This window comes from Enterococcus sp. BWB1-3, from assembly GCF_016745275.1.
In the GTDB taxonomy this organism is placed as follows: Bacteria; Bacillota; Bacilli; order Lactobacillales; family Enterococcaceae; genus Enterococcus_L.
The window spans coordinates 1-19,875 of record NZ_JADOEP010000033.1; the positions used below are offsets into that span (position 1 = coordinate 1).

Here is a 19,875-nt window from a genome sequence, read left to right on the forward strand (position 1 = left end):
GCGTACCCGAATTTTCTTACTCAACGGCCTTATTCAATACAAATAAAAAACACCGGAGAAGGAGTTCGATTCCTTCTTCCGATGTTCATTGGTGATACTATCAGTCCGATTTGACAAAGAGCCTAATTTCTCCGTTCAACTTCTCGGCTTCTTCTTGATTGATATAAAGTCTGTTAGAATGATATTCTGCCTTCATTTTATCAAGAACCTGCTTTTCATTCTCAACAACTTCTATCGTTTCAATCAATTCAAATTGATCAGAATACGAGTCCAATTTTCTAACAGCCAAGCCATCTTTCCCAAGATAACCACCCTCCGGCTCATAGGAAGCCTGCAGAACCAGATTACCTTCAGTCTCCTCACCATTTACAACAAACGCTCCATCATACCCCGATTCAACTAATTGATAAAAAGTGATTGGAAGTGCCGCCGAGTTATTGGAAGTTAGTTCAAGTCTATATTGTTTATCCCCAGAATCTTCAATACTCGGGAAATTTATTTTTAGGAACTCATTGTCTCTCATTTCTTTTATCGGAATGCTGCCTTCTCTGACCGGTTTGTCTGTTTCAACATCAATCAGTTTGAAATATATCTGTTCTTCACCAAATGTGTGTCCGTAGTTTGCAGAAAGCACATTCAACTGTGACAGACGGTCTCTTTTTGAAACAAATTCCTGTGTTAACTGACTGCCCTCAGCAAACGGGGGAATCACAGTCCATGCCTGACCGGAAAATTCATTTTTTCCGGCTGAAGCCCCTACTTCAACGATAAATTTAACACCCATATATTTTAGAAGATTTTCATTCTCAATCGTTTTAAACTCCACTCTGGTTGGTGTTGGGAATGCATCCTCGGCGATAGCAGTATAGTACTCCCGAAAATCTTTATTGGTAGCTACAAAATCATGAATACGAATATCACGCAGTCCATAAAATGTGTTTTGAGCAGGATAAAATGTCCAGGCACCAGTAGCAACAAATTTTTCCTGATCCTTGGTGTTATCCTGAAGAAACCTAATTGAGTCTGTTGATTCGGGAATTGATTCCGCCCCTCTATTTAATAAAGGCAGATAATTCTTGGCAAAGCCTCCAGAATCCCAGACCGTTAACAAAATCAGTGCAAGTGCAGCAACTTTTCTAAAATGTGCCTGCTTAAGGAATGGCACAATTGTAAGAACCGCAATTGATCCGAAAAATACAATCAGCACTTTTTGAATAACCCAAATTGACGCATCATCCTGAAAAACCAGAGGATCTAATTTCGTTATGATAAACACAACAAATACGCTGCTCAATAAGAGCACCAGCAAATACTGCCATTTTTTCTTCACATATTCTTTTCCGTTCTCAAAAATATCACCAATATTGAGTGCAAAAAGAACAGAAAGCGAGAAGTTTAACAGAATAATCAGTCTGATTTTCAATGATGTATTTACCATTGGAAGTTTAGTATAGAAAGGGGTCAGCACACTTGTATAAACAAGAAGCAGCAAAATAACTACACTGCTCAGCCAAAAACCGGCTCTTTTTTTCATCTTTACATTAATCAACGTCAACGGGAGAATAAAAACAGAAAGTGTTCCCGTAAATAACGTTGATTCGTTAAAATTTGAGGTTACGCCATGGCGCATATACGGGAAAAGCACAGTGGAAATTCTTGACCATTCCAAACTAATTGTAGCCAACCCTTTTCTTGAATCAGTATACCCGTTAGCCCCTACTGAGGTTAGCAATTCTCCTGTATATGGCAGGCTTATTAAAGCAGAAAAAGCAACAATTAGTCCAAAGAACAGGAAGAGAATGATTAGCTTTCTAGGTGTTTTCCAATATTCTCTGATTCCGTAAAATAACACATAGGCACCCAGTAAATAAAGAAAATACGCAACATATGTAGCCATTCCAGCAAAAAACATGGAAGTTAAAACAGTGATCATGAAGAACAGGTATTTAATTTTGAAGTTCTTCATAAATCTTTCTGTAAAATAAAATAAAAGCGGTGCCAGCATCGCAACATCGGTATGTTCCCATCCGTGCCATGCCACCATCGCAGATGAAAAGGTAAATACAATGCCGGCGACAAAGCTTCCTGTTTTATTTTCAGTAAGTTCTTTACAGAACAAATACATTCCTAAAAATGCAAGGCCAAATTTAACAAATGACATTAGAAAGACGGCATAATCCAGTGGCAAAAGATAAATATATTTAAAAATAAAGAAGAACGCATTCAGGCTTTGCGATACACCTAAACCTATGTTTGGGTTCCATGAAGAAAAATTAAAATAAAAAATGCGATTAATCATCCCAGGCAGCAGATTATCCGCAACATCTGTTAGCAATGGTCCGCTTACAGACGCATTAAGCGAGTTAAATGGCGAAAAAATATAGGTCACGTTCATGAAAGACAGCTTTTTTCCATCGAAAAAGATGTCTGAGTAAAGATATAAAAACATGATAATCAGGCAGATAAACAGCCAGTAATTACTTTTTATCCATTGAAAAGTACGTTTCATTCGATCTTTCATCTATCAATCCTCACTATCATTGCTTTTATCCTGTTGAGCGTAGTCGATTTTCTTCACTCTGTATTGGATATCCTCCAAAAGCTTGCGGTTAGCGGAAATTAAATCTGCCTGCAATCCAATAACAAATGTTTGAAACCCGATTAATAATAATGTACTTGATAAAATCAATGATTGGATATGACCGTTTCCTGTTCCCTGTATAAAATAAACAATGAAACGAATACCAATAATGACACCTGCACCGAATAAAATGCTACCCAATATAGTAAAGAACATTAACGGTTTATACATCATAAAAGCACGTAAAATTGTTAGCATTGATTTTTTTACATAACCAAACATGCTACTGAACAGTCTTGAAGGACGCAGTTCTCCATTGGTACGAATGGGTACTGACTCCATTGCAATACTGTTTCGCCCAGCCTGAACAATTGTCTCTAATGTATAAGTGTATTCATTTGCAACATTCATGCGCATTGCAGCTTCTCTACTGTAGGCACGGAATCCGCTTGGCGCATCGGGAATATCTGATTTCGATGCTTTTCGAACAACCCAGCTGCCGAACTTTTGCAGCTTTTTTTTTAATGGCGAGAAATGCTCTGTTTGCGCAATCGGTCTTTCACCGATAACAATATCTGTTTTGCCTTCCAAAATAGGCCGAACTATTTTTTCAATATCCGCCCCATTATATTGATTATCCGCATCTGTATTTACGATGATATCTGCACCGTTTCTCAAACATGCATCCAAACCGGCCATAAACCCCTTAGCCAGCCCTTTATTACGTTTAAAATTGACAACATAGTCAATTCCCCAATTTTTGGCGACCTCCACCGTATTATCCTGGCTCCCATCATTTATAATGAGAACTTCAATTTTATCAATACCATCAATATGCTTCGGTAAATCGTTCAAAGCAATTTCCAGTGTTTCTGCCTCATTATAACAAGGTATTTGAATTATTAATTTCATTGATTTCATCCTCTATCTTCATCATTCATTTTCATCAATCAGTCACGTTTAAAAATATCACGTGTATAAATTTTTTCTGAAACATCTGCCAATTCACTTTCCATCCGATTCGTCACAATTACATCAGAAATGGTCTTAAATTCATACAGATCATCAATAACCTCTGAATTATAAAATTGTTTTTCTTTTAATGTCGGTTCATAAACAACGACATTAATCCCTTGTGCCTTCAACCGCTTCATAATTCCCTGAATAGAGGAATATCTGAAATTATCTGAATTAGCTTTCATCGTTAAACGATAAATCCCAACTGTTTTAGGATGACTGGCTAAAATCTGCTCTGCAATAAAATCTTTCCGCGTTTTGTTGGCATCGACAATTGCACTGATAATATTATTAGGAACTTTATCATAGTTTGCTCGCAGCTGCTTCGTGTCTTTCGGCAGACAATAACCTCCGTACCCAAAAGATGGATTATTATAATGTGAGCCGATACGCGGATCCAGACCGACACCTTCAATAATTTGTTTCGCATCCAGTCCTCTTGACTCAGCATAGGTATCCAACTCATTGAAGTACGCAACGCGAAGCGCTAAATATGTATTTGAAAAGAGTTTGATTGCTTCTGCTTCCGTAGCATGGGTCAGTAAAATCGGTGCATTTTCTTCTGCTGTACTATGCTGAAACATCTCAGCAATTTCTTGTCCACGATCCGAGCGCTCGCCCACAATGATTCTTGAAGGATACAGGTTATCGTATAATGCACGCCCCTCTCTTAAGAATTCCGGAGAGAAAATAATGTTTTGCGTCTGATACTTTTCTTTTAAGGAATCTGTATAACCCACCGGGACAGTGGATTTTATGATGAACACTGCATTCTTGTCAACAGCAAGAGCACGTTCAATTACATTTTCAACAGTAGATGTATTAAAATAAATTTTTTTCTCATCATAATCGGTTGGTGTGGAGATAATCAGGTAATCAGCAAACCGAACCGCTTCTTCAAAATCAGTTGTAAATTCAATAAAAAGATCATTACGAGTTAGAAATTCTTTAACTTCCTGATCTTCTAAAGGAGATATGTTTTTTTTTAACATCTCTACTTTTTCATCTATTATGTCGTAAGCTTTCACCTGCTCTTGCTGGCTTAGTAATAATGCATTAGCCAACCCAACATAACCTAAACCAAAAACAGAAATTTTTTTCATGTCTTTCCCCTCTTACTTCTGTAAAAAATATTTATGCAGTCTATTCAAACATCGTTCTAAATGTTTATCCTCTAATCAAGAGCCAGCATTTGTGCCAATGCCTGCTGCCAAGTTGGAATCTCAAAGCCCAATGCTTCAGTCTTTCTTAAATCCATTACAGAGTACTGCGGACGTTTTGCCTTTTGCGGAAATTGCGTTGAATCCACAGGCAGCACTTCAACATCCGTGTCTTTCAAGATTTCTTTTGCAAACTCATACCAGCTGCAGCTGTTCTCATTTGATAGATGATAAACACCGTAATCTGCTTTTTCTTGAATAACAAACAGCATAAACTCAGCTAGTGTCCGGGTCCATGTAGGACGTCCGAACTGATCATCTACAACAGTCAGCTGATCTCTGGTCTCCGCCAGCTTTTGCATGGTAAAAACGAAATTATGACCATACTTTCCAAAGACCCAGGAAGTCCTTATGATATAATACTTGCTCATTGTTTCCTGAACAATTTGTTCGCCCAACAATTTCGTACGTCCATATTCATTTTGAGGATTTGTCTGATCATCAGTCTGATAGAGCCCGTCTTTTTTAGTACCGTCAAATACATAATCTGTACTGATATAGACTAAAACTGCACCAACAGCTTCCGCTGCTTCGGCCACGTTTTTAGTCCCGTCAACGTTGATCTTTTCATCAAGCTCTTTGCCTTCATCTTCCGCTTTGTCTACCGCAGTATAGGCAGCACAATGATAAATCAATTCAGGTTTAACTTCAGAAATAAACGCTTTTGTTTCTTCCAGATTGGTAATATCCATTTCCCCAGCATCTGTTGAAATATATTCCAAACCCTGCTCATCAAGTAAATGGCGTAGTTCCGTTCCCAGCTGTCCATTTCCACCAGTAATTAAGATCATTTTATTTTCTCCTCTGCTTGTCATTGTTTGTTACGGAAACCTTTCTCCGGTAATAGCAATAATTTTTCTCGTTTGAAAAATTATTGTCGAAAAAACTGGTCCCCATTACCAATACTACCCTCTATCATTAGAATACATGATAAAGGGCACCTATAATCCTGACTCTTATTAAATAAACATGTCAAGTACTACTGACCGTTCTTAGCATAGTTTGACTCAACCGCTTCTTTTTCAGCCAGCCACCAGGTTTCATTTTCAGAATACCATTTAATCGTGTCGGCTAATCCATCCCGGAAATTAGTGAACTCAGGTTTCCAGCCCAATTCTTCACGAAGCTTGGCAGAATCAATCGCATATCGTAAATCATGACCAGCGCGATCATTTACATGTTCGTAAGCATCTGTCGGCTGTCCCATCAATTCCAGAATCAGTTCAATAACTGTCTTATTATCTTCCTCGCCATCGGCACCAATCAAATAGGTTTCACCGATTCGTCCTTTTGTCAAAATCGCCCAGACAGCAGAAGAGTGATCATTCGTGTGGATCCAATCCCGAACATTTTTTCCTGCTCCATATAATTTAGGCTTGATTCCGCTTAAGACATTCGTAATCTGGCGAGGAATAAATTTCTCGATATGCTGATAAGGTCCGTAGTTGTTTGAACAGTTGGAAATTGTTGCCTGCAGATTAAATGAACGAACCCATGCTTTAACAAGCAGGTCTGACCCTGCTTTTGTTGAAGAATAAGGACTTGATGGGTTGTAAGGCGTTTCATCAGTAAACTTCTCTCCTGGTCCTTCTCCATGTCCCGGTAAATCTTCACGTAATGGAAGATCTCCATACACTTCGTCTGTTGACACATGGTGATAACGAACATTATTTTTGCGGCATGCCTCGATCAGTGTATAAGTTCCAATAATATTTGTCTGTAAAAATGGATATGGATCGTTCAGAGAATTATCATTGTGAGATTCTGCTGCATAATGAACTACCGCATCTGTTTCTTTAACCAGTTTTTCAACAAGCTCTGCATCTGCTATATCTCCAACAACTAATTCCACTCGATCTGAGGGAAGTCCTGCAAGGTTTTCTCTGTTTCCTGCATAAGTTAGTTTATCCAATACAGTTACATGAACTTCCGGATGGTTATTCACCACGTAGTGAACAAAATTTGACCCAATAAAACCAGCTCCGCCGGTAACTATAATGTTTTTCATCTTCAAGACCTCTCTCAATTTCTAAATTTCACCATAAACAAATGGGTTTTCTGCTTCAAACTCTTTTAAAGTAGGGTGTTGCTGATCCTTTTCAGAAGTAATTGCCTTACTAATATCCATCGGCCAGTCAATCGCCAAATCAGGATCATCAAATGCGATTCCGCCATCTGCTTCTGCACTGTAGTAGTTATCACATTTATACATAAAATTAACATCTGATGTCAGCGTTACAAATCCATGTGCGTAGCCTCTCGGAACCAGCAGCTGGCGATGATTATGTTCAGACAAAATATAGCCTTCCCAAGCTCCATAAGTCGGACTGCCTTTACGAATATCCACAATAACGTCTAAAACTGCTCCCGTTACCACTCGAATCAGCTTTGTCTGAGCAGCTTCTCCCTTTTGAAAGTGCAGACCTCTTAAAACACCTGCTTCGCTGGAAAGCGAATGGTTATCCTGCACAAAATCAAAATTCAGACCATGCTGTGCAAATTTTTCTTTTGAATAGCTTTCTGTAAAAAATCCTCTATGATCACCAAAGACATCCATTTCGATTATTTTGACATCTTTTAATTTTGTTTCAATGACTTTCATTTATTTTCCGTTCCTCCTGCTACACTTCAGCCAGCCTCAGCAAATATTGACCATACCCGTTTTTCTTCAACGGCTGTGCTAATTCAGTCAGTTGCTCTTTTGAAATATAACCCATGCGATAAGCAATTTCTTCCAGACAGGCTACTTTTAGATTTTGACGTTTTTCAATTGTCTCAATAAAGGTTGATGCTTCCAGAAGCGATTCATGCGTTCCAGTATCAAGCCACGCAAAGCCTCTGCCCATCACTTCCACTGATAATTTATTCTTTTCCAGATATACTTTATTTACATCGGTGATTTCCAGTTCGCCGCGCTCTGAAGGCTGAATACCTTTAGCAATCTCCACCACATCATTGTCATAGAAGTACAAGCCCGTAACCGCATAATTTGATTTTGGCTTTTCCGGCTTCTCTTCAATTGAAAGAGCCGTCATCTCTCCATCAAATTCTACTACACCAAAACGTTCAGGATCATTTACGTGATATCCGAAGACAGTTGCTCCGTTTTCCTTTGCTGCTGCTCTCTGCAGCATCTTGGATAACCCGCCGCCATAATAAATATTATCGCCCAAAACCAGACAAACACTGTCATCCCCTATAAAGGATTCTCCGATAATAAACGCTTGTGCCAAGCCGTCAGGACTTTCTTGGACTGCATACTCAATATGGATGCCTAAATCAGAACCATCACCAAATAGGTTTTCAAATCTAGGTGTGTCTTCCGGGGTAGAGATAATCAATATCTCCTTAATCCCTGCCAGCATTAATGTGGACATTGGATAATAAATCATTGGCTTGTCATATATCGGCATTAGTTGTTTGGATGTTGCTTTTGTCAGCGGATATAATCTTGTTCCGCTTCCGCCGGCTAAGATAATTCCTTTCATGGAAAAACTCCTTCATAAATATTTATTGTTGCATTCTTTACATACCATTTTACATTATCTCATTAACCTATAAACTTGTCATGTATTTTCCTTATATTTTACAAAAACGTAATCTGCCTTTCATCTTTTGAAAAACAGCCGCTGAATCAGTAAGTAAATCAAAGTCAGACGCCATGTTATTTTTTGTACAGCACTGGAACTTGTAGCAATTTCACTGACGTTCTCTTCATGTCTGCGATAGTACGTCAGCGGTTCTTTAAGAAAAGCACTGCTGTGGTAATATTCACTGATTAGTCCAATCCACATATCATGCATCGGAACATTATAAGGAATGGGCAAAATTTTCTTTTTTAAGCTTGCACGAAGACACATGCCTGCTCCGATATAGCCGCTTTTCATAAAATTTGTCCAGAATCCCTGCTTTACCTTTCGATAGTCAAAATAGGAAGAAATAATAGGCTTTAATCCTTCATCAACAATTGTTAAGTCACTGACAACAAGCTCTGCTTCAGGATGTTCTGAAAAATAGCCAAGAATTTTATCAACTTTTTCAGGCAGCCAGACATCGTCTTGATCTGCCAAAAAGATAAATTCCCCAGCACTTTGACTAACAGCCCAGTTAAAATTGGCTATAACCCCCTGACGCGGTCCCTCTGTTAAGCGAATTCGTTTATCCTTCTTCACATACTCATTGATAATCGTTATTGTTTCATCTGAAGAACCGTCATCAGAAACAATCACTTCATCCTTTGCTCCTAACTGAGGAAGAATACTGTCTAGTTGTGCTGAAATAAATTTTTGGCCATTATAAGTAGCAATGCATACAGAAATCACTTACTATCCCTCACTAATTTTCGATACTCTTTCCAAGTTCGTCGCCATATCGCTCTATTTTTTACCAGTAAAAACTGCTTAAGTGTTCGTTTAAGCAAATGTTTTGTATGAATGTCCAATTTCTTTTGATCATATTCCCTATAAAACAATGACTCAGCCGAAATAATGGATTCGTATCTTTTTAACGAAACACTGCTATAGTCAAGAACAGAAAGGTCATGTTCGAAAGTTAGAGGAAGAACCTCAATTTTCAAACCTTTTTGATGCAGGGTCCAGAATACCCAATGATCCAAAAAATCCAACGGAAACGATTCATTAAATGCTTCGACAGCCATGAGCCCTTTCTCTGTCAGAACGGTACCGGAATTAATAGCCATCAGCGCCTGATCTGTCACACCTGTTTGTGGAAAAGAACGCTCTCTGCTGATATACGTATCACTGAAAACCGGAGAAATTTGCTGATTCCCTGAGCGAATAAAAGGAACAAATACCCCTACTGTCTCTATCTCTGTTTCAGGCAGAGCAAGAATTTGTTCGATATCTGCCAAAGCAACGACAGTATCCTGATCCAACAGCATCAGAAGTCTGCCTTTACACTTTTTAAGCCACTCTGCTCCGGCATTGTATGCCTTCGCAAGACCTGAGTTCTCCGCATCATGAATATAGTGTACATTTTTCAAATCAAACAAAGAATCTTTCTGGGCTTGCTCACTGTTATCATAAATAAACAAGTCAACTGTTTCATTTTCTGATACAGCAGTCTGTAAAATGTCATAGCTCGGAGACTCTGCAAGCTTCTTCTGATACAATACAAGTACAATTACCAATCTCGTATCCATCAAAAAAACCTCCAGCCCCATTTATTGAAGAATCTGAACATGGACTGCATAAAAATATTAAATAGTTTCATGTTTTTATGCGCCCCTTTTTCATAAAGGTGGGTAACTGTTTCAAAAGGCGTATAAAGAATCTTATATCCTTTTTGTCCAAAACGCAGACACAGATCATTATCTTCAAAATACATGAAAAATCGTTCATCAAATCCTTGAATCTCATTGTATTTTTCTACATCTATAACCATAAAACACCCAGATCCCATTTTGATGTATGAGGTTTTGTCTTCTGGCAGATCCCGGCATTCATAATAAGCCAGACGCTTATCAAATATTTTTTTCACAAAATGGATAGGAACAAACCGGAGCATGTAGTCAAAAACATCCAATTTCTGACGAACCAAATATTGTATCGTCCCATCATAATTTAATACCTTCGGGCAGATGAGAGCAACCTGTTCATTCTCTCTGATTCGTTGAATCATGCTGTCCATTGCTTGCTTGCTCACAAGAACATCAGGATTGAAAATAATACCATACTGTGCAGCTGCTTCTTTAAAAACCTGATTATGACCGTATCCAAAGCCTCTGTTTTCCTTATGTTGCTGGAGAACAATAAAGGGTTCATACGTTTGCAGCCGTGCTATATAGTCTTTATCGGAATTATTATCAAAAATATGTACTTCATATTCTGAATTATCGCCCAGCTCTGCTCTCAGATTATCCAGGACTTTAAAAATATGTTTGCTGTTATGCGTTACAATCGAAAGTGCGATCTTATTATTCATAATATTAGATAATCCCCTTAATATACGTATTCCCAATATGTTCATAAAAAAACAAACCAGCTTTTAGCCAAATAAGCAAAGATTTATTCCCTGTCCCACATTGCCTTCTGTAAAATTAAGTACGTAATTATACCTTTCATAAATTAAAAAGCATATGATAATTATCATATGCTCCATTCTACCTTGTAAAGTATACCATAGGCTCCGCATTTTCGGAAATTACTTCCTCTTTTTTGAATGCTTTCCGGCATGCTTATTTATTTGATCTTGTCGAAATTCCTTATTTCCAAACATTCTTAAAATATACATCAATGGCTGATGCTTTTCTCCGACCAACCCAATCAACTCGATAAAAAGCTCCAATCCAATTAAACTGAAAACAATCAAAAGAATCGAGGCAACATTACTAGCATAACTGAACAGCAAAGCAACAAAGGAAAAAACCAGCGCCAACGCATAGATTGTCATAACTGCCCCTTTGTGCGTAAAGCCTAAAGAAAGCAAACGATGATGAAGATGCATCTTGTCAGCAGATGAAATAGGACGCTTATTTAACAGCCGACGAATGATAGCATACACCGTATCTGTAATCGGCACTCCCAAGATAATCAGCGGTGTGATCATTGAAATAAATGTTGCATTTTTCAATCCCTGCAAAGACATTACTGCAATCATAAATCCAAGAAACAGCGCTCCAGTATCCCCAAGAAAAATTTTGGCGGGATAAAAATTATAAGGAAAGAAACCGGCAATGCTGGCAACTAAAATAAAAATAACAATTGGAACGTAAACTGAATCAGCATGCAGAAAGAAATAGCCAACCATTCCTATGGTTGTCAGACTGATAATTGAGACACCCGATGCCAAACCATCCAGCCCGTCAATCAGATTGACTGCATTTGTAATAGCAACAATCCAAACCACTGTCAGAGGCAGGCTCAGCCAGCGCAGATCAAGCTGATTAAAGAATGGTAAAGTAACAAAATCTATTCGGATTTTGGCCACAAAATAAATGACCAGCGAAGCAAGCAATATACCGATTGTTTTTTTTCTAGGCGACAATTCATAAATATCATCAATTAGCCCTGTTGCAATCACTATACCGCCGGCAAGGATAATCGGCAGAATATAATTTGTTGGAATTACTGAGTGAAAAAATAACAGACACGAGATACAAAAAGAGATGTAAATCGCCAGTCCGCCTGCAGTCGGCATATTTTTTTTATTTATTCTCCGTTCCCCTGGAGCATCGTAGGCCCCAATTTGAAAAGCCAACAATTTGACCAGCGGCGTCAGGATTAGAGAAATCATGAATGTCAGTAACAGCCGCAACATGACTTCATAAATAAACATAGACATATAAACGTCCCACTTTCTTAAGTTTCAACGTATATTATACAGGATCATTCCCGATTTACAAGTTCGATAACGCCCCTGCTCTTTCTGCAATCTACTAAAATAAAAATTACAGGGAATCAAAAGTTAAATCAGGATTTATTTGGCAACTTTAGTTTTTATAAAAATGATCAGCTGGCGGATCATTCCTTCACGGCTTTCTATTTGACCTTCAGAGAGGTAGTCTTCAACCACCGCATTAATAATACCTCCCAATACAATAATTGTTGAGGCAAAATTGAGCCACAACATCAGAACGATGAAACTTCCGATAATCTGATACCCTGATACTCGGGAGCTGAAATACGTAATATACACACCAAATACCTGAGACAACAGCAGCCAGCCGATTGTTGCAAAAATTGCGCCGGGAAAAACTGAACGGCTTTTCAATTTGACATTTGGTACAGCAAAATAAAGAAGGCTCATCGTTAGAAACAAACCAAATCCTGTAACCGGCCACTTCAGCGTCTGAAAGGTATTTAGAAAATCAGCCGGAATATGAATAATCGGCTCTATGTAATCCAAAATATTCTGCCCAAGACCTAAGATCAGCACCACCCCAACCAATGCAACCATGAGAAGAGCAATAACAAACAACGAAACCAGTCGAACCAAAATAAAATTTTTCCGCTGTTCTACACCGAACGCCTTATTCATAGCAACCTGCAGGGCATTAATACTCTGACTTGCACTCCACAAAGTGGCAAGTGCTGAAACTGATAAAAGTCCCCCGGAGCTTTGAGTCAAAAGAGACTTGATTGCCGGCTTAAGATCATTAAATATTGTTTCTGGGATAAACTCTGAAATATAGGGCAATACACTGTTTGGATTAATTTGAAGATACGGCAGTAAATTTCCTACAGCAATTAAAAGAGGAAACAATGACAGAAGCAAATAATACGCAACAACGACAGAGGTATTGCCCATCTCTGAGTTGACTATTCGCTCCTGTGTAGTTTGAATAAATCGATTAAGATTCTCATTATTTTTCAATTTATCCAGCATACTGATTTCTCTCCCCATTTTAACACTTTATAATTTTATACAGCAAAAAAAAATGCTCCGCTTCATTCAAGGCTTAATAAGTAAGTTCTTCACCTTGAGAAGTTAAAATTTTCGGTCCTTCTTTAGTAATAGCCAGCGTGTGCTCAAATTGGCAGCTTAGTCCGCCGTCCTGAGTGTAGGCTGTCCAGCCATTAGGGTCCATTTTCATTCGCCAAGTGCCGGTATTTACCATAGGCTCAATCGTTATAACCATACCTTCTTTTAAACGCAGACCTTTCCCTGCTTCTCCATAGTGAGGAACAGAAGGACTTTCATGAATTGTCGGACCAATTCCATGTCCCACAAAATCGCGAACGACTGATAGCCCCTCCCCTTCTACATAGGTTTGAATAGCATGACCAATATCGCCAATTCTATTCCCTGCCTGCGCCTGCTCAATCCCAATATAAAGTGCTTTTTTGGTTACGTTCATCAAATGATCAATTTCCGGCGTAGATTCTCCCACAACATAAGCCCAACAAGAATCAGACATGGCCCCCTTTAAGTCAATACACATATCTACTTTGATTAAGTCCCCGTCCTTCAACACTTTTTTTCTTGGAAAGCCATGACAGATTTCATCATTAATGCTGCAGCAAGTGGCATATTTATAACCTTCATATCCGATTTGTGCTGCTACTCCTCCATGGCCTTCAATAAAATTTTTTACAAATACTTCAATATCCCAACTGGAAATACCTGGCTTAATAAACGTTCTCAAATGTCTGTGAACATCCGCCAGTAATTCTCCAGATTCATCCATCATTTCAATTTCTCTAGCTGATTTTAGTGTAATCATTCCTGTACTCCACTCCTGCAAATTAATCTTTATCATCTGTTAGTTTAGCATAAAATTGTCGAATAAGAGAATTTATTCAATTACAAAACTGATTAATTGTCAAAAAACAAGAACTAAAAAAGTTTTAAAATAGGATTAAAAGAAGAAACGAACACTTTGAATGACAGTGATTTTATGATATTATTCTATAGATTGGGAGGAGAATTTCGTTGAATATTTTATTAACATTATCTATAGCTTTCATATTAATATACATTTTTAACCTGCTTTTTGGAAAGCTGTTGTTTGACAAAAAAAGCGGTCTGAAATATTTTTCGCAGACACTGGATCTTTCATTTATTGTCTGGTGTAGCTCTCTGCTAATCTATACAAATATTTTTAATCGCTCGCTTGAAGCTGTCAATACCACAAGTCATTCTTTCTATTTTTTGATTAACTTATTTATCGCTGTTGTTATAGCACTGGCTGTTGCTTATATCCAGTCAGATAAAGTAGCTGTCAACATCTCAGTTAAAGAAAAAAAGAATGCTGCCCTGACCATACCTGCTAAAATTCTTTTGGGATTTTACTCTATCATATTGCTGGTTTCTCTTTTACTATATACAAGCAGCAGCTGGCTGATTCGTACATTTGGACCCGTTAGCATTGATCAGCTGCTTTACAGCATGCAAACATTAGGCGGTACAAACACAGATCAGGTGATTACATTTATCGACAAGCCTCTGATTATTTCCTTGGTTTTAACCTATTTCTTTATTAGAATGGTTATATTTTTTACCAATTACTCTATTTCATTAAATCACAAGAAAAACAGAAGGAAGGAGAAAACTTTAAGATTTTCGTGGAGAAAGCTTTTGATGCCAGCTTCAATATTTTTTGTTTTTTCAGGTGCTATTTTATTAAGCATTAATAATGTTGGCTTTGCCCAGGTAAAACTGTATTTGGAAAAATCTACTATTTTTGAAAAAGAGTATATTGATCCCAAAACAGTAGAAATAGACTTTCCACAAGAAAAACGTAATCTGATTTACATTTTTGTTGAATCTCTTGAAGGAAGTTTTACAAGCAAAGCTCTTGGAGGTACACAGGAATACGATTTACTGGAGGAACTGACTGCTTTAACTGACACCGGAGCAATCAACTTTTCAAATACTGAAAAAATTGGCGGTGCTTATCAAGTCACAGGAACAGAATATACGGCCGCGGCTATCGTAGCACATACTTCCGGTACCCCGTTAAAAGCACCGATCTCGGATGTCAATTCATTTGGTGCCAATGATACATACAGTACTGACAGCACACCTTTTCTTCCGGGTGTCACCTCGATTGCTGAAATATTGGATGCTGAAGGGTACAACCAGTCGTTTGTCATGGGCTCCGATGCCAGCTTTGGTGGAAGAAGAACGTACCTCACTCAGCATGGAGATTATTATCTTTTAGACCATCTGGAAGCAAAAAGACTGAAGCTTATTCCTGAAACTTACCTTTCATGGTGGGGCTACGAAGACGAGAAGCTGTTTGAATATGCGAAAACTGAAGCAACGAAATTATCCAATCAAGATAAACCATTTAACCTTACTCTGCTAACAGCAGATACTCATAATCCAAGCGGACTGATGTCTCCAAATAATCCACAGAAATATGACAATCATTATGCCAATGTCATTTCATACAGCAGCTATCAAATTGCCAATTTCATTGAATGGTGCCGGGAACAGCCGTTTTATGAAAATACAACGATTGTTCTTGTCGGAGACCACCTAACAATGAGCCAAACATTCATTGAGGAATATTTGACTGACCATGATCGTACAGTCTTTAATCTATTTATCAATTCACCTATCCAGCCTGTTGAATCTAAAAATAGAATTTTCACAACAATGGATATGTTTCCTACCACATTGGCAAGCTTAAATGCAACAATTCAAGGAAACAAATTAGGTTTGGGTACCAACTTGTTCTCTGATCAAAAAACACTGACAGAAGTTTATCCATTCGATATTTTCAAAAATCAGCTGGCTCAGCAATCTGATTTTTACACAAAAAATATTTTAAACTATGACGAAACACAGTACCAAAAAGCAAAGGAAAAAATGGCCTCCAGTTCCGAATCATCGGATTCAGATGAAACTACAGATGAAACTACAGATGAAACAAATCCTTCCTCTACTGCTGAAAAAGAAGAACCGACTTCCAATGACACTGTGGCTGAAGCAGTTACTAATTCAGTCATTCAATAAGAGGAAAAATGAATCACAACAACTAATTAGTCGACAATACTTCCTGCCTTTTCTGGTGAGAGGATTGTCGATTTGCTTTTACTGGTATTTTTAGAAACAGCTTAACTAAGCATTCATAAGAATGTGCTGTAACTCACAACACCAGATGAAAAAGCATCTGCCATTTAAGTAATTTACATCTTAAGCAAATTTCTGTTATAATCAAATTTGTATTATTTCAAAGGAGGGAAATAGATGACCTTAGCTAAAATTGTTTATGCCAGTATGACCGGTAATACTGAAGAAATAGCTGATATCGTTGCAGAAGCATTTGAAAACTTAACTGTTGAAGTTGAAATTGACGAATGCACTCAAGTAGATGCAGAAGATTTTAAGGATGCAGATATCTGCGTCGTTGCTACATATACTTATGGTGATGGAGAGCTTCCAGATGAAATTGTAGATTTCTATGAAGAGCTGCAGGAAATTAATCTGAATGGCAAGATTTTTGGTGTCTGCGGTTCCGGCGATACATTCTATGAGGAATTTTGTAAATCTGTAGATGATTTTGAAGCTGTTTTTTCTAAAATCGGTGCTGTAAAAGGTGCTGACAGCGTAAAAGTTGATCTTGCTGCAGAAGAAGAAGATATTCAAAATCTGGAAGCATTCGCAAAAAAACTTGTAGAAGCTGCTTCTTAAGTCAGTCTTCAATAAGCTAAATAAACAAATAGATAAAAAAGAGAGTTTCCGAAAATACGGCTGCTCTCTTTTCATTTCGTTCGATTCAATTTTAGCTGATGTCTATAAAAACATTACGTTCAAGTGTGGTTTCAACACTTTCTTTCATAAGTTCTTCAATCTGTTCATCTGTCGGATGAATAATCCCGGAAGTCATTAGTGACGCAACCCCAGTCGCTACAATCCAAGTTCCCATGTGTAGTGAATTTATCTGCTTATCAGTCAATTCTGCATATTTAGGGTCCTTTTTAACCGCACTGGAAAAATAGTTATAAGAAAATTCCTGCATACGCTGTCCCCCGCCATATTCTTCTAAATATAGCGCGCGATACAATTTACTTTCCTTTTTTGCAAAATGAATATAGTTTAATGCCAGATCAATAATTGTATTACCAGTATGCTTTTCAGGAAATACCTCAGTTGAAAGATAGCTGTGAATCTTGTCAAACAGTGCTTCTTTTAGATCGTCCATATTTTCAAATTCTAAATAAATAGGTTGTGTTGAGCATTTCATTTTTGCTGCAATATTCCTTGCAGTAAGCTTAGAGAATCCTTCAGTAGCTACTACATCATATGCAGCATTCAGTATTTGGTCTTTAGTAATTGTTTTCTTTCTTGCCATATTCTCAATCCTCTCTACCTTACCTACACCCTCAAAAATCTTCCATATGATATCTAGTATTATTGTAACACGATTAGAGATTTCTGCAAAATACTAATACTAGCTTGTTATGGTTCTTAATAGACGGTTAAATCAGCCTTATTTCATCACTTCCTAATATAATTGAGTTTGCTTTTTATCCATGTTATGATGTTTACGTTTATGATATAAACTTTAGGAGGATGTTTTATGACGTTACCAAATTTTGATGTTCTATTAAAAAAATATGCCCGGCTGATTGTAGAAACAGGAGTGAATGTACTGCCCGGACAAACAATTGTAGTGCAAATTAATGTAGATCAGGCACCTTTAGCCCGATTAATTACTGAAGAAGCTTATAAATTAGGTGCTGGTGAAGTAATTGTTCAATGGACAGATGATGTTGTTCAAAAAGAATTCCTCATGAATGCAGATCAAAAATATCTTGAAAATGTTTCTACTTATAAAACTATGCAAATGGACGAATGGATCGAAAGAGGTGCAAGCCGAATCAGTGTCGTTTCCTCTAACCCTGATGCTATGGCAGGTGTTGATTCTGAACGTGTTGCACTATTTCAAAACGCAACTGGAAAAGCGATGATGAAATTAAGAAAAACAACGCAGGCAAATAAAATCAGTTGGTCTGTCGTAGCAGCCTCCAGTAAAGAATGGGCAGCTAAAGTCTTCCCTGAACTGAAAACTGAAGAGGAACAAGTTGATGCTCTTTGGAATGAGATTTTCAAAACAACCCGAGTTTATGAAGATAATCCTATTGCAGCCTGGGAAAAGCATGATGCCCTTTTGGCCTCAAAAGCAGAAGAGCTGAACCAAGAACAATTTGATTCCTTACACTATACTGCCCCTGGAACAGATTTAACAATCGGTCTGCCTGAAAATCATCTGTGGGAAGGTGCCGGAAGCTACAATGTCCGTGGAGAAAAATTTATGGCCAACATGCCGACTGAGGAAGTCTTTACTGCTCCTGACTGTCACAGAGTAGATGGTTATATTTCCAGTACTAAACCATTAAGCTATGCAGGTACAACAATTTCCGGAATGAAATTTACATTTGAAAAAGGAAAAATCATTGATTTTTCAGCTGAAAAAGGGGAGGAAACTCTGGCCAAATTATTGCAGACAGATGACGGCGCTAAACGTTTAGGTGAAGTCGCTCTAGTTCCTGATCCCTCTCCAATCTCTCAATCCGGCATCACTTTTTACAATACGTTGTTTGACGAAAATGCCTCTAACCATTTGGCTTTAGGCTCTGCCTATGCATTCAGTATTAAGGGAGGAACTGAAATGAGTGAAGAAGAACTGATTAAAGCCGGGTTAAACCGCAGTCAGACGCACGTTGATTTTATGGTTGGTTCAGCACAGATGAATATTGACGGCATCCGAAAAGATGGCTCAGTTGTCCCTGTTTTCCGCAATGGAAACTGGGCATAGTTTATCTATTTCATCTGAAATAAATCTTTTATTAAAGCTCTGAAAATTTGCCAGCTACTGACAAATCTTCAGAGCTTATTTTGGAACGATAGAACACTGTTGCTTACAGAACTGGTTATTTTAAATGACAATGACAGTTCTTAATAAATTTCGCTTATATACAATACAAACGAGCATCAGAAAATTACAAGGAGTTTCAGCAATAAATAATTTGGGTTTTATAAAAATAATCACAGGAAAATCATCAAAGAAGAGCCTATTATTTCAATGAACCCTTCAGCACACATTATAAAAAATCTCTAAGTCTATTGACTAAACAACTGGAAATAAATCAGTTAATTGAAGACATTGAATAAAGACGTTTGCTTCATCAAAAATGAATTCTTCATACTCAGGTCCTGCTATAATAAAAATAAAAAGACTGGCATAGAGTGGTTAATAATGACAACGATCAGATATGTCCTTTTGGTTTACACTTGATGAACACTTACCGGAATAAGAATTCGAAAAGAAAATACAGAGACAACTGGGCTATATACTATCAGAAAATGAAATTCCTGTTGGACTCTTGAGGTATAGTCTTTTTTTGGGAAAGAAATGAAAGAGTTAAGGTTTGGAATGATATGACCTCAACTCAGATAGATGAAGATGCACAGCATGTCTGAGGGGCATGTATGAACTTGCTCCTACGCTTCTTCGAAGCTCAGATCATACAAAGACTGGAACACCATTTATTCAATTTTAGGGGACTCAGACATACTTATGTCACAGTCCCGTCTTTTTGTAATGCTTACCAATATACTCCTGAAAAAATAACTCTTTCGTTC

General features: G+C 37.7%; 17 protein-coding genes. 3 read left to right on the forward strand and 14 right to left on the reverse strand.

The window, feature by feature from the left end; all coding sequences use genetic code 11:
• Window positions 1-100: 100 nt before the first annotated feature.
• The 13 genes from IW492_RS16115 to map form a co-directional block, all read right to left on the reverse strand.
• A complete protein-coding gene (locus tag IW492_RS16115; protein ID WP_202068935.1) occupies window positions 101-2,521 on the reverse strand; it encodes a hypothetical protein in 2,421 nt (806 codons plus the stop codon).
• Between the two features lie 3 nt (window positions 2,522-2,524).
• A complete protein-coding gene (locus IW492_RS16120; RefSeq protein ID WP_202068936.1) occupies window positions 2,525-3,493 on the reverse strand; it encodes a glycosyltransferase family 2 protein in 969 nt (322 codons plus the stop codon).
• Between the two features lie 38 nt (window positions 3,494-3,531).
• Window positions 3,532-4,701, reverse strand: coding sequence for a nucleotide sugar dehydrogenase (locus tag IW492_RS16125; protein WP_202068941.1), 1,170 nt, complete (start codon window positions 4,699-4,701; stop codon window positions 3,532-3,534).
• A 71-nt stretch (window positions 4,702-4,772) separates the two neighbouring features.
• Entirely contained in the window at window positions 4,773-5,609 is an 837-nt protein-coding gene (gene rfbD, locus IW492_RS16130; RefSeq protein ID WP_202068943.1) for a dTDP-4-dehydrorhamnose reductase, read from the reverse strand.
• Window positions 5,610-5,797: 188 nt separating this feature from the next.
• The gene (rfbB, locus tag IW492_RS16135; protein WP_202068945.1) at window positions 5,798-6,826 is read right to left on the reverse strand and encodes a dTDP-glucose 4,6-dehydratase; all 1,029 of its coding nucleotides are present in this window, start codon (window positions 6,824-6,826) and stop codon (window positions 5,798-5,800) included.
• A 21-nt stretch (window positions 6,827-6,847) separates the two neighbouring features.
• Window positions 6,848-7,420, reverse strand: a complete 573-nt coding sequence (gene rfbC / locus IW492_RS16140) for a dTDP-4-dehydrorhamnose 3,5-epimerase (protein WP_202068948.1) — start codon at window positions 7,418-7,420, stop codon at window positions 6,848-6,850.
• A gap of 19 nt (window positions 7,421-7,439) precedes the next feature.
• Window positions 7,440-8,306: a glucose-1-phosphate thymidylyltransferase RfbA gene (gene rfbA, locus IW492_RS16145; RefSeq protein WP_202068949.1), complete on the reverse strand. Its 867-nt coding sequence runs from the start codon at window positions 8,304-8,306 to the stop codon at window positions 7,440-7,442.
• 120 nt (window positions 8,307-8,426) lie between these two features.
• Window positions 8,427-9,140: a glycosyltransferase family 2 protein gene (locus IW492_RS16150; protein WP_202068951.1), complete on the reverse strand. Its 714-nt coding sequence runs from the start codon at window positions 9,138-9,140 to the stop codon at window positions 8,427-8,429.
• Window positions 9,137-9,979, reverse strand: coding sequence for a glycosyltransferase (locus IW492_RS16155; RefSeq protein ID WP_202068953.1), 843 nt, complete (start codon window positions 9,977-9,979; stop codon window positions 9,137-9,139). Before IW492_RS16155 ends, IW492_RS16150 begins: the two co-directional genes overlap by 4 nt.
• Window positions 9,979-10,761 carry a glycosyltransferase family 2 protein gene (locus tag IW492_RS16160; RefSeq protein ID WP_202068955.1) on the reverse strand — a complete coding sequence of 261 codons (783 nt, stop codon included), beginning with the start codon at window positions 10,759-10,761 and terminating at the stop codon, window positions 9,979-9,981. Before IW492_RS16160 ends, IW492_RS16155 begins: the two co-directional genes overlap by 1 nt.
• Before the next feature lie 219 nt (window positions 10,762-10,980).
• Window positions 10,981-12,120, reverse strand: a complete 1,140-nt coding sequence (locus tag IW492_RS16165) for a glycosyltransferase family 4 protein (protein WP_202068957.1) — start codon at window positions 12,118-12,120, stop codon at window positions 10,981-10,983.
• 135 nt (window positions 12,121-12,255) lie between these two features.
• On the reverse strand, window positions 12,256-13,170 hold the full coding sequence (locus IW492_RS16170) for a YihY/virulence factor BrkB family protein (RefSeq protein ID WP_202068981.1): 915 nt from the start codon (window positions 13,168-13,170) through the stop codon (window positions 12,256-12,258).
• Between the two features lie 67 nt (window positions 13,171-13,237).
• Window positions 13,238-14,002: a type I methionyl aminopeptidase gene (gene map, locus IW492_RS16175; RefSeq protein ID WP_202068959.1), complete on the reverse strand. Its 765-nt coding sequence runs from the start codon at window positions 14,000-14,002 to the stop codon at window positions 13,238-13,240.
• Between the two features lie 209 nt (window positions 14,003-14,211).
• On the opposite strand from map, the gene IW492_RS16180 reads away from it, so the two are divergent.
• Window positions 14,212-16,242, forward strand: coding sequence for a sulfatase-like hydrolase/transferase (locus tag IW492_RS16180; protein WP_202068962.1), 2,031 nt, complete (start codon window positions 14,212-14,214; stop codon window positions 16,240-16,242).
• Window positions 16,243-16,476: 234 nt separating this feature from the next.
• On the forward strand, window positions 16,477-16,920 hold the full coding sequence (locus tag IW492_RS16185; RefSeq protein ID WP_202068964.1) for a flavodoxin: 444 nt from the start codon (window positions 16,477-16,479) through the stop codon (window positions 16,918-16,920).
• 91 nt (window positions 16,921-17,011) lie between these two features.
• Here the strand turns inward: IW492_RS16185 and IW492_RS16190 are convergent, their stop codons facing one another.
• Window positions 17,012-17,581 carry a TetR/AcrR family transcriptional regulator gene (locus IW492_RS16190; protein WP_202068966.1) on the reverse strand — a complete coding sequence of 190 codons (570 nt, stop codon included), beginning with the start codon at window positions 17,579-17,581 and terminating at the stop codon, window positions 17,012-17,014.
• A gap of 228 nt (window positions 17,582-17,809) precedes the next feature.
• Between IW492_RS16190 and IW492_RS16195 the strand changes: the two genes are divergently transcribed.
• On the forward strand, window positions 17,810-19,048 hold the full coding sequence (locus IW492_RS16195) for an aminopeptidase (protein ID WP_202068968.1): 1,239 nt from the start codon (window positions 17,810-17,812) through the stop codon (window positions 19,046-19,048).
• The last annotated feature ends 827 nt before the right edge of the window (window positions 19,049-19,875 follow it).

Coding starts and splice junctions, on each gene's coding strand:
- IW492_RS16115 (WP_202068935.1), bottom strand. CDS start 2,521: ATGAAAGATCGAATGAAACGTACTTTTCAATGGATAAAAAGTAATTAC.
- IW492_RS16120 (WP_202068936.1), bottom strand. CDS start 3,493: ATGAAATTAATAATTCAAATACCTTGTTATAATGAGGCAGAAACACTG.
- IW492_RS16125 (WP_202068941.1), bottom strand. CDS start 4,701: ATGAAAAAAATTTCTGTTTTTGGTTTAGGTTATGTTGGGTTGGCTAAT.
- rfbD (WP_202068943.1), bottom strand. CDS start 5,609: ATGATCTTAATTACTGGTGGAAATGGACAGCTGGGAACGGAACTACGC.
- rfbB (WP_202068945.1), bottom strand. CDS start 6,826: ATGAAAAACATTATAGTTACCGGCGGAGCTGGTTTTATTGGGTCAAAT.
- rfbC (WP_202068948.1), bottom strand. CDS start 7,420: ATGAAAGTCATTGAAACAAAATTAAAAGATGTCAAAATAATCGAAATG.
- rfbA (WP_202068949.1), bottom strand. CDS start 8,306: ATGAAAGGAATTATCTTAGCCGGCGGAAGCGGAACAAGATTATATCCG.
- IW492_RS16155 (WP_202068953.1), bottom strand. CDS start 9,979: ATGGATACGAGATTGGTAATTGTACTTGTATTGTATCAGAAGAAGCTT.
- IW492_RS16160 (WP_202068955.1), bottom strand. CDS start 10,761: ATGAATAATAAGATCGCACTTTCGATTGTAACGCATAACAGCAAACAT.
- IW492_RS16165 (WP_202068957.1), bottom strand. CDS start 12,120: ATGTCTATGTTTATTTATGAAGTCATGTTGCGGCTGTTACTGACATTC.
- map (WP_202068959.1), bottom strand. CDS start 14,002: ATGATTACACTAAAATCAGCTAGAGAAATTGAAATGATGGATGAATCT.
- IW492_RS16185 (WP_202068964.1), top strand. CDS start 16,477: ATGACCTTAGCTAAAATTGTTTATGCCAGTATGACCGGTAATACTGAA.
- IW492_RS16190 (WP_202068966.1), bottom strand. CDS start 17,581: ATGGCAAGAAAGAAAACAATTACTAAAGACCAAATACTGAATGCTGCA.
- IW492_RS16195 (WP_202068968.1), top strand. CDS start 17,810: ATGACGTTACCAAATTTTGATGTTCTATTAAAAAAATATGCCCGGCTG.